Origin of the sequence: Kribbella voronezhensis, assembly GCF_004365175.1 — a bacterium.
Classification (GTDB): domain Bacteria; phylum Actinomycetota; class Actinomycetes; order Propionibacteriales; family Kribbellaceae; genus Kribbella; species Kribbella voronezhensis.
Map to the genome: position 1 here is coordinate 3708197 of NZ_SOCE01000001.1, position 15548 is coordinate 3723744.

Sequence of the window (15548 nt, forward strand, 5' to 3'; positions counted from 1 at the left end):
TGAGGCCGACAACCCGCAACTGATGCCGATCGAGGTGCAGCCGTGCTCTGATGTTCGGTGTGGAGTCCATCGAAGCGATTGCCGCGTCCGTCCGAAGTGGTGCAGTCGATCCGGTCGACCTGGTTGAGCAGGCGTTGCGGCGGGCCGAGGAGACGGCCGCGCTGAACGCAGTCGTTCACCTGGATGCAGAAGGAGCACGCAAGGCTGCCGCCGCGCACGACCGTCGTGGTGCGCTGGCAGGCATACCCGTGCTGGTGAAGGAGATCATCGAGGTCGAAGGCCTGCCGTACCGCTGCGGCTCGCTCACGATGGACGAAGTCGGCAGCACCGACGCAGACGTCGTACGGCGGTTGCGGGCGGCCGGGGCGATCGTCCTCGGGCTCAGCCACAGTCACGAGTTCGCCTATGGCTGCACTGGAACCTCCAACCGAGCGGGACCCTGCCACAATCCGCACGACCCGTCACGGATCACCGGTGGCTCCAGTGCGGGTGCTGCTGCGGCAGTAGCGGCCGGTGTCGTCCCACTGGCGATCGGCACGGACACTGCCGGCTCAGTGCGCATCCCTGCCGCCCTGTGCGGAGTGGTCGGCTTCAAACCCGCGCGGAACACACTGTCCACCGACAGGGTCTTCCCGCTCTCCCAGAGCCTGGACCACGTCGGCGTACTCACTGCCACGGTCGCAGACGCGCAGTACGCCGTCGACGCACTGACTGCACAACACACAGCCCGTACTGCGAGCCCGCCGCGCCTCGGGCTGGTGTCGAACCCGGAACACCTCGACTGCTCACCAGAGGTGACCATTGCCTGGTCTGCAGCAATAGCAACGCTCCGGGCCGCCGGTGCCGTCATGAGCGAGGCGAAGGTCCCCGACTGGGCGGAGACCAACCAGACCGCGATCGACCTGCAGGGACCCGAGGCGGTCGCCAACCATGTCGGCCGGGACGTCGACAACTACCAGCCCGACGTCCAGCAGAGGTTGCGGGAGGCGGCCGAGATCCCGGCTTGGCGCTACGTCAGAGCTCGCGAGCAGGTCCTCGCGGTGACCGTCGAACTCGGGACCACCATCAGCCGTGTCGACGCCCTGCTGCTGCCGACCGTCCAACTGACGGCTCCGACGCTGAGCGAGGTCGAAAACGACTCGCTGAGCATCCGGGCCAAACTCCTGCGCAACACCCGCCTGGCCAACCTGACCGGCTACCCGGCGTACAGCGTCCCGCTGCCGACCGACGGCCTGCCGGTCGGTCTGCAGGTGATTGCCTTAGACAACCAATCCGCCAGTGCCGTCGCGCACTGGGTCGAGCAGGCCCTGACCTCCCGTCCACAGGCTGTGGACGGGAGATCAAGCGGGGCGGATCAGCTGTAGAAGCGCACGTCAGCGAGTGTCCACCAGTGGTCGCTGCTGCTGGTCGAGGTGATCCGGACGTAGCGCGCCCGGGTCGGTGCCACGTCGACATTGGTCAGCGGGCCGTCCGACGTACCGGTCGCCAGTGGTCGCCAAGTCGTGCCGTCGTTGCTGTAGGTCAGCTTCCACGAGGCAACGAAGTCGCCCAGATTGCCGCCGCTGTCGAGCGCCACCCGGCGGATCGTCTTCGCCGTACCGAGGTCGACCTGCAGGTACTGATCCGGCGCCTGCGCGGCCTTCGACTGCCACAGCGTCGATCCGTCGGCATCGATCGCCGCCGACGCGTCACCAGCCGGTACTGCGGAAGCGGTCGCGCCGGCCAGCGAGATCGGCGTCAACCGGGAAATACCCGAGCGCGGCCAGGTGAACGTCGCCAGTGCTCCACCCGGCAGCGTGTACTCGAACGACTCGTCCCCAACCGCCACCGCGAAGGACCGCGGGTCGTCGTTCTCGTTGTGCACCACCAGCGCCGTCGACCCGTCCGGGTTGCGGAAGGCGGCATCCATCAACTGCCCGTTCCACCCGGTGGTCCCGTACGACGTGGAGCCGATCCGCACCGCGCCGGGCTTCACGAACTTCGACAGGTGACCGATCGTGTAGTACTCCGCATCGGTACTCACCGTGCCGTCGGGCTGCAGCGTGACGAGCCCGGTGCAGGTACCGCAGCCACCGAGATGCGGACCACCGGTGGAGTCGAGCGCGATGTTCCAGTTCACCACCGACCTGCCCCAGTTCCGGGTGACGCCGAGTGCCAGGTTCCTGGCGTGCCACGTGAGCGTGCCGCGGAAGATCTGTTCCGGTGTGTCGGTCGCGCCGTGCGAGCCCGAGCACTCGGTGAACCAGATCCCCTTCTCCGGAAAGGCTTTCTGCAAGGCGCTCTGCGCTGCGGCGCTGCCGGAGTAGCAGTGGTACGCCGTACCGGCGATCCACTTGGCGGCAGGAGTGCTCAGCAGTTGGTACGGGTAGTCGGTCTCCGGGTCCTCGCCGGGCGGCGTACTGGCGACGTCACCGGGGTGCGTGGTCCAGTTGTGGTCGTAGCCGAGGATCTTGGTGCGCGGGCTCGCTGCGTGCAGCAGTCGGCCGAGCGCCTCGATCACGGCGGCTTCCTGTCGTACCGGCATGTCCGTGCCCGGGTAGCCGCCGGGCTTGCGGTTCTGCGGCTCGTTCTGGACGGACAGGAAGTCGACCGGTACGCCGGCCGCGGCGTACGCCTTCACGAACTTCACCAGGTAGCGCGCGTAGGCGTTGTAGACAGCGGGGTCGTCCTTGAGCCGGCCGCCGATCAGGGAGTCGCCGGTCTTCATCCAGGCCGGCGGGCTCCACGGCGACGCCATCACCTTGAGTGCAGGGTTGAGCTGCTTGGCACGGCGCAGCAACGGGAGCACCTGCGCCTGGTCGTGCGCGACGGTGAAGTGCCGCAGCGCGAAGTCGGTCTGCCCGGCCGGCACGTCGTCGTACGTGTAATGCGCCGCGGCGGCGGTGAAGTCGGACGAGCCGACCGGCTGGCGCAGGAAGCTCACGCCGATGCCCTGCTTCGGATCGAAGAGTGACCGCAGGGTCTTCTCCCGGTCGGCCGCGCTCAGCCGGTAGAACACCGCAGCGGACGAGTCGGTGATGGCGGCGCCGAAGCCGTCCATGGTCTGGTACTTCGTGGCCGGGTCGACCGTGATCGTCGTGAGCTTGCTGCCCGTCCGGCTGAACGCGACGGGAGTCCGTTCGTGCAGCAGTTCGGTGCGGTCCGGAGTGGTGACCCAGACCCGGGCCGCCGATCCGGTCGAGTGGCTCTGGGCGGGAAGCCGGGCGGCGTCGGCGCCGACGGTCACCCCGCTGAGCACCAGGGCGGAGACCGCGACGGTCCCGCCGATCGCTTGCCAGTTCATTGTTCTCCTTCACAGCGGGCGGGCTGTAACAAATGAAACACAGTGAGTTGTTTCAGGCTCAGAAAACAACTGCTCTAGCACCCTGTCAAGACTGGGATTAGGGTGCAGGTGTGAAACAAAACGATGTAACAAATGCCTAAGGGTCGCGCCACCGTGCGGGACATCGCGGCCGAGACCGGGGTCTCGATCGCGACCGTCTCGCGGGTGCTCAACCAGGCGGGCAACGTGGCGCCGCAGACCAGGGAGCTGGTCGAGCAGGCGGTCGAGCGTCTCGGACTCCGCGCACCCGGGCCGCGGGGAGGCCGGCCGAAGCCGGTGGCGGGCGCGGTCTACGTCCGCTGCCCGTACGTGCTGACCGACTACTTCGGTCTCATCGTGTCGTCCATCGCGGAGACCCTCGAGCGGCACGGCCGCCCGCTCGTCCTCAATGCCGGCGAGGGCGCGCAGCACACCCAGGCGCTCGCCCGGCTGACCGGCGGCCACGGCCTCGCCGGCGGCCACGGGTTGGCCGGCGCGCACGGGTTGGCCGGCGCGATCCTGATCCTCCCGCCGGAGCCGGGCGAGGAGCTGGTCCGGCTCCAGGCCCGCCGGTTCCCGTTCGTCGTGGTCGACCCCCGGACACCCTTGCCGCGAGACATCCCGTCCGTCTCGGCCGCGCACTTCTCCGGCGCGCGCCAAGTCACGGCCCACCTGGTCGAGCTCGGCCACCGCCGCCTCGGGGTGATCGCGGGTCCCCGCGAGTGGCTCGCCAGCGACGCCCGGATGGGCGGCCATGCGGCTGCTTGCGCCGACGGCGGGATCCTCCCGGACGCCGAGTTGGTCCGCTACGTCGAGCCGACGATCGAGCAGGGGTACCGCGCGGCCGGGCAACTGCTGGATCTTCCCGAGCGGCCGACTGCCTTGGTCGCCTTCAACGACAAGGCGGCGGTCGGTGCGATGCAAGCGGCGGCCGAGCGCGGTCTGCGGATCCCGGACGACCTGTCGATCGCCGGGTTCGACGACATCGATCTCAGCCGGGCCACCTCGCCCCAGCTCACCACGGTCCGGCAGCCGCTGCAGGAGATGGGCCGGATGGCGGTGAGCCTGCTGACCCGCCTCCTCGACCGCCACGAGGTCGAGGCACTCCACGTCGAACTGGCTACTGAACTGATCATCCGAGCCTCCACAGCCCCACCAAACTGACCACCGCCCCGAGCAGAGCCCGGCGGGGCGAGCGCGAGCGAGGTAAGGGCGGGCGGGGTGAGGGCGAGTGGGGTGAGTGCGGGCGGGGTGAGTGGGAGCGGGGTGAGTGCGGGCGGGGTGAGTGCGGGCGGGGTGAGTGCGGGCGGGGTGAGTGGGAGCGGGGTGAGTGCGGGCGGGGTGAGTGGGAGCGGGGTGAGTGGGGCGAAGGCGAGCGGGGCGAGGGCGAGCGGGGTGGGGGTTAGAGCGTGCGGAGTGCGTGAAGGGCGGCGATGGACTGGTCGACCAGGGTTTCGGCAGTGACTGGGCGGTCGGGTTCGGGGAGGCCGGACCATTCGACGGCGAGGTCTTCGACGTACGCGAGCCAGGCGTGGACCAGCAGTCGCACTGGTGAGGCCGGGTCGGTCGCGGCCGCGGAGTCGCCGAGGAGGTCGAGCACCCGGGTGGTCAGCCCGGCCCGGGTCTCGGCGTAGATCTCCACGACGTACAGGTCGCCACCGGCCGCTCCGCGGACGAACGAGATGTACGAGTCGCGCCGCCGGGTCACGAAGGCGAGGAAGGCCAGCAGCATCTCCCGCAGCTGCTCGGCCGGTGGCAGCGACGGATCCGGCTTGGTGACCCGCAGGAGCCGTCGCCCGGCCGCGCTCACCACGGCGATGTAGAAGTCGCGCTTGGTCGGGAAGTAGTGGAACAACAGCCCGCGCGAGATGCCCGCCTCGGCCGCGACCGCGTCCACGGACAGTTGGTGGATCGGCTGGGTCCGCAGCATCCGCAGCCCGATGCCGACCAGTTGCTTGCGGCGATCCTCCGCTGTCAGTCGCTGGCGCACGCTATTGAGCATTGCTCAGTAAGTGCGCTACCGTCAAGGAACATCAAGCTGAGGAGGCGTGGGATGGGTTTCGAGCCGTCCAGCAGAGCTCAGGAACTGATCGGCCGGGTCGACGAGTTCATCCGGACCGAGATCGAGCCGATCGAGGCCGAGGTGCACGCGGCGACGAAAGCCGCCGAGGACCCATGGCAGCCGCTCCCCGTCTACAAGGAGTTGCAGGCCAAGGCCAGGAAGCAAGGTCTCTGGAACCTCTTCCTCCCGCCGGCCGAGCCCGGCAACGAGCAGTACGGCGAAGGCCTCAGCAATTTGGATTACGCCCCGATCGCCGAGCTCACCGGCCGCTCCTTCCTCGCGCCGTACGTGTTCAACTGCAACGCCCCCGACACCGGCAACATGGAGGTGCTGCTCCGCTATGGCTCGCCCGAGCACAAGCAGCAGTGGTTGGAGCCGTTGCTGGACGGCAGGATCCGGTCCGCGTTCTGCATGACCGAGCCGGATGTCGCCTCGTCCGACGCCACCAACATGGCCGCGACGGCGGTCGTCGACGGCGACGAGGTGGTCCTCAACGGCCGCAAGTGGTGGAGCACCGGCGTCGGCCATCCGGACTGCGAGTTGCTCATCTTCATGGGCCTCACCGATCCCGACGCGCACCGCTACGCTCGCCACACGATGGTGCTGGTCCCGCGCAGCACTCCCGGCGTGAAGGTCGAGCGCCTGCTCCCGGCGATGAGCCGGTACGACGAACCGCACGGGCACGGCGAGGTCTCCTTCACCGACGTCCGTGTGCCGGCCTCAAACATCCTGGTCGGCCCAGGTCGCGCCTTCGAGATCGCCCAGGGACGACTCGGTCCAGGCCGCGTCCACCACTGCATGCGCCTGATCGGTCTCGCGGAGAAGTCGCTCGAGCTGGCACTCCAACGCGGCACCTCCCGTACTGCGTTCGGCAAGCCGCTGGTCAACCTCGGCGGCAACCGCGAGCGCATCGCCGACGCCCGGATCGCGATCAACCAGGCGCGACTGCTGGTGCTGCAAACGGCGTACCTGTTGGACACCAAGGGGCTGGCGGGTGCCTTGAGCGAGGTCAGTCAGATCAAGGTCGCCGTACCGCGGATGGCGCAGGACGTGATCGACATGGCCATCCAGTTGCACGGTGGCGGCGGGCTCTCCGACGACTTCCCGCTCGCGGCCGCGTGGACGAGTGCCCGTGCGCTCCGGCTGGCCGACGGGCCCGACGAGGTGCACCGTGGAGTCGTCGCGAAGATCGAGCTCGCCAAGTACAGCAAGGAGTCGAAGTGAGCAGAGTTCTCGTCACCGGTGGCGCGAGCGGACTCGGCGCGGCGCTGGTCCAGCGATTCGTTGCCGACGGCCACAAGGTGCTGTGTACGGACGTCGCCGCCGAGGTCCCCGGGCACGGCGCCACGGAGTACCGGCAGTTGAACGTGCGCGACGCCGCTGACTGGGACGCCGCCGTCGCCTGGTGCGAGGAGAACTGGGGCGGTCTCGACATCCTGGTGAACAACGCCGGGATCGCGACCGGCGGACGGATCGACGTCGAGTCGCTGGACGAGTGGGACCGGGTCGTCGACATCAACCTGATGGGTGTGGTCCGCGGTTGCCGCGCGTTCACGCCGATGTTCAAGCGGCAGCGCTCGGGTCACTTCGTCAACACCGCCTCCGCGGCCGGCCTGGTGCATCCGCCGATGATGAGTTCGTACAACACGGTGAAGGCCGGCGTGGTCGCGCTGTCCGAGACGCTCTCGCACGAGCTGAGCCCGTACGGCGTGAGCGTGTCGGTCGTCTGCCCGTCGTTCTTCCGGACCAATCTGGCCGACTCGATCCAGGGCGACGACACCGAGATGGGCGCGACCGCCCGGAAGCTGATCGAGAAGTCACCGCGGACCGCGGACGACATCGCGGCCAAGGTGATCGCCGGGGTGAAGAAGCGGCAGTTCCTGATCATCCCGGACCGGCCGGCCCTGATCGCCTGGCGGACCAAGCGTTTCGCCCGCCCGCTCTACGACCGCCAGATGCGCAAGATCGCCGCCCGAGCCCGGGAGCGCGGGGAAGCGACCGGCCCGGCGGCAGATGGGACGGGAGCAGATGGGACGGGGGCAGGCGGGTCGACGGGCGCGAGTTCGGTGCCGACAGCCGGGGAGCGGTGACGGCTCCGTTGGCAGCGAACGAGGGCGGTGCGGACGCTCCCCACGGGGCGCGGGAGGTGCGGGACGAGGATGCCTTCGACGTCGCTGCCGTTGACAGTTGGCTTCGGCGACAAACCGAGTTGCCCGCCGGACTGCCGGAGGTCAAGCAGTTCTCCGGCGGCGCCTCCAACCTCACCTATCTCCTCCGGTACGCCGGCCGCGACCTGATCCTGCGTCGCCCGCCCGCCGGGACCAAGGCGAAAAGCGCCCACGACATGGGCCGGGAGTACCGGATCCAGGCCGCGCTGGCGCCCGTCTTCCCCTACGTCCCCAAGATGGTTGCCCACTGCAACGAAGACCCGGTGATCGGCTCCGAGTTCTATGTGATGGAGCGGATCGCCGGTACGATCCCGCGGCGCTCAGACCTCGGCGTCGAGCTGACTCCGGAGCAGACCCGGCAACTCGGCCACACCCTGATCGACACCCTGATCGACCTGCACCAGGTCGACCCCGACACCGCCGGGCTGACGGATCTCGGCCGCGGCGCCGGGTACGTCGAGCGCCAGGTCGCCGGCTGGACCGGTCGCTATCGCAAGGCGAAGACCTGGAACGTTCCCAGCTTCGAGAAGGTGATGAGCTGGCTGGCCGCGCACCAGCCGGCCGACGTACGGACCTGCGTGATCCACAACGACTTCCGGCTCGACAACGTTGTCCTCGATCCGGGCGATCCCCTCAAGGTCGTCGGCGTGCTCGACTGGGAGCTGGCAACGATCGGGGATCCGCTGATGGATCTCGGCAGCGCGCTCGCGTACTGGGTGCAGGCCGACGACGACTGGGCCTTCAAGCGCTTCAAGATGCAGCCGTCCGACGTGCCCGGAATGCTCACCCGCGACGAGATCGTCAGCTACTACACGGAGAAGACCGGCATCGAACCCGCGAACTGGGCCTTCTACGAGGTCTTCGGGCTGTTCCGGCTGGCCGTGATCTGCCAGCAGATCTACTACCGCTACCACCACAAGCAGACCAGGAATCCACGGTTCAAGAACCTCTGGCTGCCGGTCAACCTGCTCGAGCGCCGCTGCCGCCGGATCATCCGCAAGGCGGCCTGAGATGGGCGCGATCTACCTGGTACGGCACGCCCAGGCGTCGTTCGGCCGCAGCGACTACGACCGGCTCTCGCCGCTGGGTGAGCGACAGGCCGAGCGCCTCGGTGAAGCACTGGCCGAGCGTGGCGTGAAGCCCGAGCTCGTCGTCGCGGGCGCCATGCAACGCCATGCCCGTACTGCGGAGCTCGCGCTCGCCGCCGCCGGGCTCGAGACAACGGTGGACGTCGACGAGGGGTTCAACGAGTTCGACCACGACCAGGTGATCGTGGCGCACAAACCGGCGTACAAGCGTCGCGCCGTGCTGCTTGCCGATCTGGCTCGTACCGGGCATCCCGCTCGGGCCTTCCAGGAGATGTTCACTGCCGCGACCGAGCGTTGGGCGGCGAGTGACGGCGAGGGGTATGCGGAGAGCTTCACCGACTTCTGCGAGCGCTCGGAGCAGGCAGTACGCCGTACCGCGAACCGTCTCGGCAAAGGGGAGACCGCGGTCGTGTTCACCTCGGGCGGGCCGATCGCCGCGATCGCCGGGCGGTTGCTGGGTGGCGACGACGGGCTCTGGCTGCGGCTGAACCCGGTCACGATCAACACCGCGATCACCAAACTGGTGTCCGGTCGCAGCGGTCTGACCGTGATCAGCTACAACGAACACGCGCATCTCGACGGCACCGACATGCTCTCCTACAGATAGGGCTGGTTCATGCGACGCAACATCCTGATCACCGGAGCCAGCGCCGGCCTGGGCGCGGAGATGGCCCGGCAGTTCGCCGCCAAGGGCCGGAACCTGGTGCTGACCGCTCGCCGCGAGGACCGCCTGAAGACCTTGCAGGACGAGCTGACCAGCGCCCACCCCGGGATCGAGGTGGTCGTCCGCCGGCTCGACGTGACCGATCACGACCAGGTGTTCGAGGTGTTCCGCTCCGCCGACGCGGAGGTCGGCGGCCTGGACCGGGTGATCGTCAACGCCGGGATCGGCAAGGGGACTCCGATCGGCACAGGACGCTTCGATGCGAACCTGGCGACGACGATGACGAACTACGTCGCCGCGCTGGCCCAGGCCGAAGCGGCGATGGAGCTGTTCCGGGCCCGGAACGCGGGCCACCTGGTGATGATCTCGTCCGTCGCCGGGTTGCGCGGGATGCCGAAGGCGATGACCGCGTACTCCGCGAGCAAGTCGGCGATCGCCGCGGTCGGTGAAGGTCTGCAGCTGGAAATGCTCGGCAAGCCGATCAAGGTGAGCGTGATCCAGCCCGGCTACATCAGGTCCGACCTGAACGAAGGGGTCCGCAAGCTGCCGTTCGTGGTGGATACCGAGCCGGGCGTCCGCGCGATGGTCGCGGCGATCGAGGCCGAACGCGCCAAAGCCGTCGTACCGTCGTGGCCGTGGCGTCCCTTGAGTTCGGTGCTCAAGGTCGTGCCGGTCTCGCTGTTGAAAAGGGTGATCTGATGCGTTGGGGTCTGACCGTTCCGTTGACCGGGGTGCCGCTGCGCGACCACCGGCCGTTGATCAGCGAGCTGGCCTCGCTCGGCTACACGGACCTGTGGTCTGCCGAGGTGGCCGGCGCCGATGCGTTCACCCCGCTGGTGCTCGCGTCCGAGTGGGACGAACGATTGCGGTTGGGGACTGCCGTCGTACCGGTGCACACGCGCGGGCCGGCCGCGCTGGCGATGAGTGCCGCGGCCTTGGCCGAGCTCGCGCCGGGGCGGTTCGTGCTCGGGATCGGGGCGTCGTCGGAGACCATCGTGACCGGGTGGAACGGGATCGCGTACGACCCGCCGCTGGCGCGGACCCGTGACGTACTGCGGTTCCTGCGGCGGGCGCTGGCGGGGGAGAAGGTGGACGGGGAGTTCGACAGCTTCACGATCAACCGGTTCCGGCTGGAGAAGGCGCCGGAGATCCCGCCCGCGATCATGCTCGCCGCGCTTCGGCCGCAGATGCTGAAACTGGCCGCGCGCGAAGCCGACGGGGCGATCACCAACTGGCTTTCGGCCGCCGACGTGCGGCAGGTGCGCGCCGAGCTGGGTGACGACAAGGAACTCGCCGCGCGGATCTTCGTCTGTGTCACCGAGGACACCGAGATGGCGCGCAACATCGGGCGCTATCTGATCGCCACCTACCTGACCGTGCCGGGATATGCGGCGTTCCACGACTGGCTCGGTCGGGGCGAGCAGCTGAAAGAGATGCGCGATGCCTGGGCCGCCGGTGACCGGAACGCCGCGATGGCAGCGGTTCCGGTCTCGGTGATCGACGATCTGGTCGTGCACGGTTCGGCCGACGACTGTCGCGCGCAGATCGACGCCTATGTGGCGAACGGTCTCGACACCCCGATCATCGCCGCACTGCCGACCGGCACCGATCTGCTGGAGACGGCCCGCGCGCTCGCACCGACTCGCTGAGACGAATCAGTTCGGTGCTACCTGGAGGGCTCTGACACAGGGGTGCCCGCTCTGGTCGGCCTGGACGAGGACGATGCCGGTGACACTGCGGCCGTTGGTCGTGCCGTTGACCCGGACGATGATGACGGTTTGACCGATGGTCTCGCCGACGGTCAGCTTGGTCGGCGGCTTGATCAGCACCTTGATCAGCGTCGGCAACAGTTCCTTGGACTCCTGGCAGGCGAGGGCGGCCGCGGCGGTCGGCTGGTTCGCGTTGAGGTGACCGACGAACTGCGTGACCAGCGCCTTCGCTTCCGCCGGGTTGCCGCTCGGGGGCTTGGTCGGCGCGGTGGTCGCCGGCACGGAAGGTTCCTCGGTGGGGTCCTCGGTCGGTGGCTCCGTCGGGAAGTACGTCGGTAGCTCGGTCGGGATGTCCGAAGGATCCAGGCCGCCGGGCTCGGTGGTCTCCGACGACGGCGACTTGTCGCTGACCAGGTTGTAGGCGACCACGCCACCGATGCCGAGGACGGCGATCAGCAGCACCACCAGCAGCACGATGAACAGCCCGGCCCGGTTCCGCTGCGGCGGCCGCTGATATCCGGGCGGGCCGCCGAAACCGCCGGGCCCGTTCGGGTCGAACACCCGCGTCTCGTCCTGGGGCCTGTTCGGCTGGTACCGATTCTGGTCGTACCCGGTCCACTGCGTCGGCTGGTTCTGCGTCGGCTGGTGCTGGGGCGGCTGGTTCTGCGGCTGCCATCCGGGCGGCGGACCGCTGGGACCCGGCTGACCTTGGCCGGGCGGACCCGGTGGCGTCGGAGTGCTCACGGCTCAGTGTCGCAGGGCCGCTAGGGAGTCTGGAACATCCGGACGCAGAGCGGCTCACCCGGCACGTCCTGGATCCGCACCCAGCCGTTCGTCGGCCGGTACTTCACCGTGCCGCTGATCGTGACGAGATCCATCCGCATCGGGTACGCCGAGGTGCCGGGCTCCTCGACCGTCGCCGTACCGGCCGTCAGGTTGGTCGACTCGTCCACGACCAGCGAGATCGCCGTCGGCAGCAGTTGCTTCGAGCCCTCGCAGCCCATCGCGGACGCGGCCTTCTGGTTGTTGGTGTTCAGATAGCCGAGGAACTTCTTGGTCATGACGACCGCGTTCGCGAGCCGCGGCGCGTCGGCGGCCGGGCTGGAGTTGTCAGTGGGTCCGGAAATCGGGTTTTCCACGGGCGTGGAGGCGGTGGCCGTGCTCGTGGGCTCGTCGTCGCCGAAGAAGTCGTCGCGCAGGAGGTAGCCGAGGACGTTCCCGCCGAGCAGCAGAACGCCGACCACGATCGCCAGGATGATCACACCCCGCTTCCGCTTCGGCGGTTGTCCACCGCCGCCGGGTGGCGGCCCATAGCCCGACGGAGACCCGTACCCCGGCGCCGGCCCATAACCCTGCGGTGGCCCATAACCCTGGGGCGGCTGCCCGTAGGTCTGGGGTGGCCCGTAGTCCTGAGGCGCCTGCGGGTAGCCGGGTGGCGGTCCGCCGTTCTGGGGCGGCTGGCCGTAGCCCTGGTGTGGCGGGCTCTGCCAACCGCCATGGTTGTTCGGTGAGCTCACGTCACGCAGTGTCGCATCCGGGAGGGGCGCGTCAGCTGAGCCGCTGCTCCTTCAGCCAGGTGTCCGCCCGGCGCTTGGAGGCCCGCGACAACCAGGCGTCCTGGATCACCTCGGTCAGTTCCTGAACGCTCAGCTCACCCAGCCGGCTCGCTCGCACCAGCACCGACAGGTGCCCGTCGAAGTGCGGAGTCGTGAAGAAGGGGTTGCTGTCGTCGGAGACCAGCGCGAGCTTGTCGTCCTCCGACGGCACCCAGATCACGATCACGTCGTCGTACCGCTCGCCGGTCTCCGGATCGAACGCGTCCGGCCGCTTGGTCCGGAAGAACACGAACGACTTCCCGCCGACCTGGTAGACCGGGTTCTCGCCGCCACCCTGCACGACGGTCACGTGCGGCATCCCGCCCGCGACCGCATGTACGTCCGCCACGCGGGCTTTCCGTCCGGCCATGCCGACAGTCTAGGGACGAGCAGGGACCCGGATCGTGAACGTGGAGCCCTGCCCCGGCGTACTGGTGACGGTGATCGTGCCGCCGTGGGCCTCGACCAGGTGCTTGGTGATCGCCAGCCCGAGTCCGCTGCCGCCCGTCGTCCGGCTGCGGGAATGCTCGGCGCGGTAGAAGCGGTCGAAGAGATACGGCAGGTGCTCCGGCGCGATCCCGGCACCGTTGTCGGTCACCGTCAGGTGGTAGCCGTCACCGACACCCCGTACGCCGACCAGGACGTGACCGCCTGCCCCGGTGAAGCGGATCGCGTTCGAGACCAGATTCCCCAATGCCTGGCGGATCCGTGCGCCGTCGACGATCGCGGGAGCTGCTCCGGCCACTTCGGCGCGGAGCGTGACGCCCGCCGACTCGGCCGCCGGGCGATGCGCCGACACCACCTGCTGCGCGAGCTCACCCAGATCGCGCGGATCCTGGTGCAGGCGCAGCATCCCCGCGTCGGCGAGAGCCAGATCCTGCAGGTCGATCACCAGGCGCTCGAGCAGCCCGGCCTCCTCCAGCAACGAGGTGACCAGCTCCTTGTCGAGCGGCACCACGCCGTCCTCGGAGGCAACCAGGTAGCCCTTGATGTTGGCGAGCGGGGTCCGCAGCTCGTGCGCCACGTCGCTCACCATCGCCTTCCGCTGGACGTCGTGATGCTGGATCGACTCGGCCATCGCGTTGAAGGCGTGCCCGAGCCGGGCGACCTCGTCGCGCCCGGTCACCGGGACCCTGGCCGCGTGGTCGCCGTTGGTCATCCGCTGGGCTGCGCCGGTCAGCGCCAGGATCGGCCGAACCAGGCGGCGGCCCGCGAACACCATCACCAGCGCGGCGATCAGGAGCACGCCGAGCGCTGTCGCCGCAGTACGGAGGAGTCCTTCGCCGGAGAAGACGTTGAAGGTGCTCTTGGCCCCGAGGTAGAGCTTCGCCTGCGGAGCGACGTACGGCGCGAGGGCGTCGGAGCGAGCCTGAACGGTGCAGTCGACGAACTGCTTGGAGACGTTGGACTTGTCCTTGGGAGTGACGACCTGGAGTCCGTCGGTCTTGGTGGTGGCCTGGAGCGTGTACTGCTCGCCGGCCGCATCGAGGCAGGCGATCGACCGGCGGATCTCGTCGCTGTTGATCTTGATCGCCTTCGCGCTCGGCGCGTAAAGGCCGGCCGGAAGGCACGAGTCGTTCTCGGCGGCGGTCGGTTTCGGGATCTCGGTCATGGAATAGCCGGAGAGTTGGGTGGCCTCGTAGGCCAGGGTCGGGACACCGTCGGCGCTGGTCGAGACGGTCACGTTGCGGCCGTGCGCCCGGTAGCAGTCCACCGCCTGCGCCGCCAGCTTCTCGCGCTGCCGTAGCTCGGCATCGGTCAACCCCCATTGGCCTGCGCCGATCGTGATCGCGGCGAGCGACGCCTTCCCGAAAGCCACTGACCGCGGTGCCGTCGCGGCGACCGCGCTGACGAACATGCCGCCGGCACCGGCCGCGCCACTGTTCCGCGCGTCGATCGTTGCCGCAGGCACCGAAGGTAGGTCCGGCCCGGCGCCGAGGACCCGGGCGGAGTCGACGATCATCGTCCCGTCGGCATCGGTCAGCGCGATCCGGCGGCCGGTCTGGTCGGCCAGTTGCCGGACGACCTTGTCGACGCCCGACCAGGTGGCGTGATCGCCCGCGAAGGTACTGAGCCGGGCATAGATGTCCCCGTCGACCTGCAGTTGCGAGGCGTTGTCCTCCAACTCGCCCTGCAGCTTCTCCGACGTGCTGTAGGTGGCGATCACCGCTGTCGCGATCACCGCGCCGAGGGCCACCGCCAGCGACAGCCCGAGGAATCTGAGCAGGACGCTACGACGCATCCGAGGTCACCACCTTGTCGGCCAGCTTGTAGCCCACGCCGTACACGGTCTTGAGGTACGCCGGGTTGCCGGGTTCCGGCTCGATCTTCTTGCGCAGGTTCATCACGTGCACGTCGATGGTCCGGTCGAACACGTAGTGGTCGAAGCCGAACGCGTGCTCCAGCAACTGCTGCCGGGAGAAGGCACGACCCGGCGAAGCGGCCAGGCAGGCCAAGATCTTGAACTCGGCCGGCGTCACGTCGACCAGGTCACCGGCCAGCCGGACCTCGTGCCGCACCGGGTCGATCTCGAGCGCGCCGACCCGGTACACCTCGCCTTCGGCCCGCCCGCGCGTACGCCGTAGTACGGTCCGCACCCGGGCTACCAGTTCACGGGGGTTGTAGGGCTTGGTGAGGTAGTCGTCCGCGCCCAGGTCGAGACCGAGCAACAAATCGTCCTCGGTCGCCCGAGCGGTCAGCATGATGATCGGGACGTCCCGATCGCCGGCACCGTCGGCGCGGAGTACGCGACAGACGTCCAGGCCGTCCACCTTGGGCATCATCACGTCGAGGACCAGCAGGTCGGGGCTGCGCCGGCGGGCCTCGTCGATGGCGGCCCGGCCGTCGTGGACGACGACCGTCAGGTGACCCTCGCGCTCGAGGTATCGCCGGATCAGCTCCGCCTGCTTGCGGTCGTCTTCGGCAACGAGGATCCGGGCTGGCATCTGTTCACTGTCGCCG

General features: G+C 68.9%; 15 protein-coding genes. 8 read left to right on the top strand and 7 right to left on the bottom strand.

Features of this window, described 5'->3' with window-relative positions:
• Positions 1 to 59: 59 nt before the first annotated feature.
• The gene (locus EV138_RS17080; protein ID WP_133979898.1) at positions 60 to 1364 is read left to right on the top strand and encodes an amidase; all 1305 of its coding nucleotides are present in this window, start codon (positions 60 to 62) and stop codon (positions 1362 to 1364) included.
• Here EV138_RS17080 and EV138_RS17085 read toward each other — a convergent pair.
• Complete coding sequence (locus tag EV138_RS17085; RefSeq protein ID WP_133979899.1) at positions 1355 to 3283, bottom strand: discoidin domain-containing protein; 1929 nt, start codon at positions 3281 to 3283, stop codon at positions 1355 to 1357. The genes EV138_RS17080 and EV138_RS17085 overlap by 10 nt on opposite strands.
• A 132-nt stretch (positions 3284 to 3415) precedes the next feature.
• Between EV138_RS17085 and EV138_RS17090 the strand changes: the two genes are divergently transcribed.
• Positions 3416 to 4465 (top strand): LacI family DNA-binding transcriptional regulator, encoded by a 1050-nt coding sequence (locus tag EV138_RS17090; RefSeq protein WP_133979900.1) that lies wholly within the window; start codon positions 3416 to 3418, stop codon positions 4463 to 4465.
• A 238-nt stretch (positions 4466 to 4703) separates the two neighbouring features.
• Here EV138_RS17090 and EV138_RS17095 read toward each other — a convergent pair whose 3' ends face one another.
• On the bottom strand, positions 4704 to 5291 hold the full coding sequence (locus EV138_RS17095; protein WP_238158186.1) for a TetR/AcrR family transcriptional regulator: 588 nt from the start codon (positions 5289 to 5291) through the stop codon (positions 4704 to 4706).
• A 63-nt stretch (positions 5292 to 5354) separates the two neighbouring features.
• Here EV138_RS17095 and EV138_RS17100 point away from each other — a divergent pair, with 63 nt between their 5' ends.
• From EV138_RS17100 to EV138_RS17125, 6 genes are read left to right on the top strand one after another with little or no spacing between them, the layout of a single operon-like run.
• Positions 5355 to 6587, top strand: coding sequence for an acyl-CoA dehydrogenase family protein (locus EV138_RS17100; protein ID WP_133979902.1), 1233 nt, complete (start codon positions 5355 to 5357; stop codon positions 6585 to 6587).
• Positions 6584 to 7453 (top strand): SDR family NAD(P)-dependent oxidoreductase, encoded by an 870-nt coding sequence (locus EV138_RS17105; RefSeq protein WP_133979903.1) that lies wholly within the window; start codon positions 6584 to 6586, stop codon positions 7451 to 7453. Before EV138_RS17100 ends, EV138_RS17105 begins: the two co-directional genes overlap by 4 nt.
• A complete protein-coding gene (locus tag EV138_RS17110; RefSeq protein ID WP_238158187.1) occupies positions 7450 to 8541 on the top strand; it encodes a phosphotransferase family protein in 1092 nt (363 codons plus the stop codon). The genes EV138_RS17105 and EV138_RS17110 overlap by 4 nt, the downstream gene beginning before the upstream one ends.
• A 1-nt stretch (position 8542) precedes the next feature.
• Positions 8543 to 9226, top strand: a complete 684-nt coding sequence (locus EV138_RS17115) for a histidine phosphatase family protein (protein ID WP_133979904.1) — start codon at positions 8543 to 8545, stop codon at positions 9224 to 9226.
• A 9-nt stretch (positions 9227 to 9235) separates the two neighbouring features.
• Entirely contained in the window at positions 9236 to 9982 is a 747-nt protein-coding gene (locus tag EV138_RS17120; protein WP_133979905.1) for an SDR family oxidoreductase, read from the top strand.
• Positions 9982 to 10932: an LLM class F420-dependent oxidoreductase gene (locus tag EV138_RS17125; protein ID WP_133979906.1), complete on the top strand. Its 951-nt coding sequence runs from the start codon at positions 9982 to 9984 to the stop codon at positions 10930 to 10932. The genes EV138_RS17120 and EV138_RS17125 overlap by 1 nt, the downstream gene beginning before the upstream one ends.
• A 6-nt stretch (positions 10933 to 10938) precedes the next feature.
• Here EV138_RS17125 and EV138_RS17130 read toward each other — a convergent pair whose 3' ends face one another.
• The 5 genes from EV138_RS17130 to EV138_RS17150 are packed head-to-tail and all read right to left on the bottom strand — an operon-like array spanning position 10939 to position 15532.
• Positions 10939 to 11736 carry a hypothetical protein gene (locus EV138_RS17130; protein WP_133979907.1) on the bottom strand — a complete coding sequence of 266 codons (798 nt, stop codon included), beginning with the start codon at positions 11734 to 11736 and terminating at the stop codon, positions 10939 to 10941.
• A 20-nt stretch (positions 11737 to 11756) separates the two neighbouring features.
• A complete protein-coding gene (locus tag EV138_RS37645; RefSeq protein WP_202866742.1) occupies positions 11757 to 12509 on the bottom strand; it encodes a hypothetical protein in 753 nt (250 codons plus the stop codon).
• Between the two features lie 31 nt (positions 12510 to 12540).
• Positions 12541 to 12957: an MmcQ/YjbR family DNA-binding protein gene (locus EV138_RS17140; protein ID WP_133979908.1), complete on the bottom strand. Its 417-nt coding sequence runs from the start codon at positions 12955 to 12957 to the stop codon at positions 12541 to 12543.
• Between the two features lie 9 nt (positions 12958 to 12966).
• A complete protein-coding gene (locus EV138_RS17145; protein WP_133979909.1) occupies positions 12967 to 14829 on the bottom strand; it encodes an ATP-binding protein in 1863 nt (620 codons plus the stop codon).
• Positions 14819 to 15532 (bottom strand): response regulator transcription factor, encoded by a 714-nt coding sequence (locus EV138_RS17150; RefSeq protein ID WP_133979910.1) that lies wholly within the window; start codon positions 15530 to 15532, stop codon positions 14819 to 14821. Before EV138_RS17150 ends, EV138_RS17145 begins: the two co-directional genes overlap by 11 nt.
• Between the last annotated feature and the right edge of the window lie 16 nt (positions 15533 to 15548).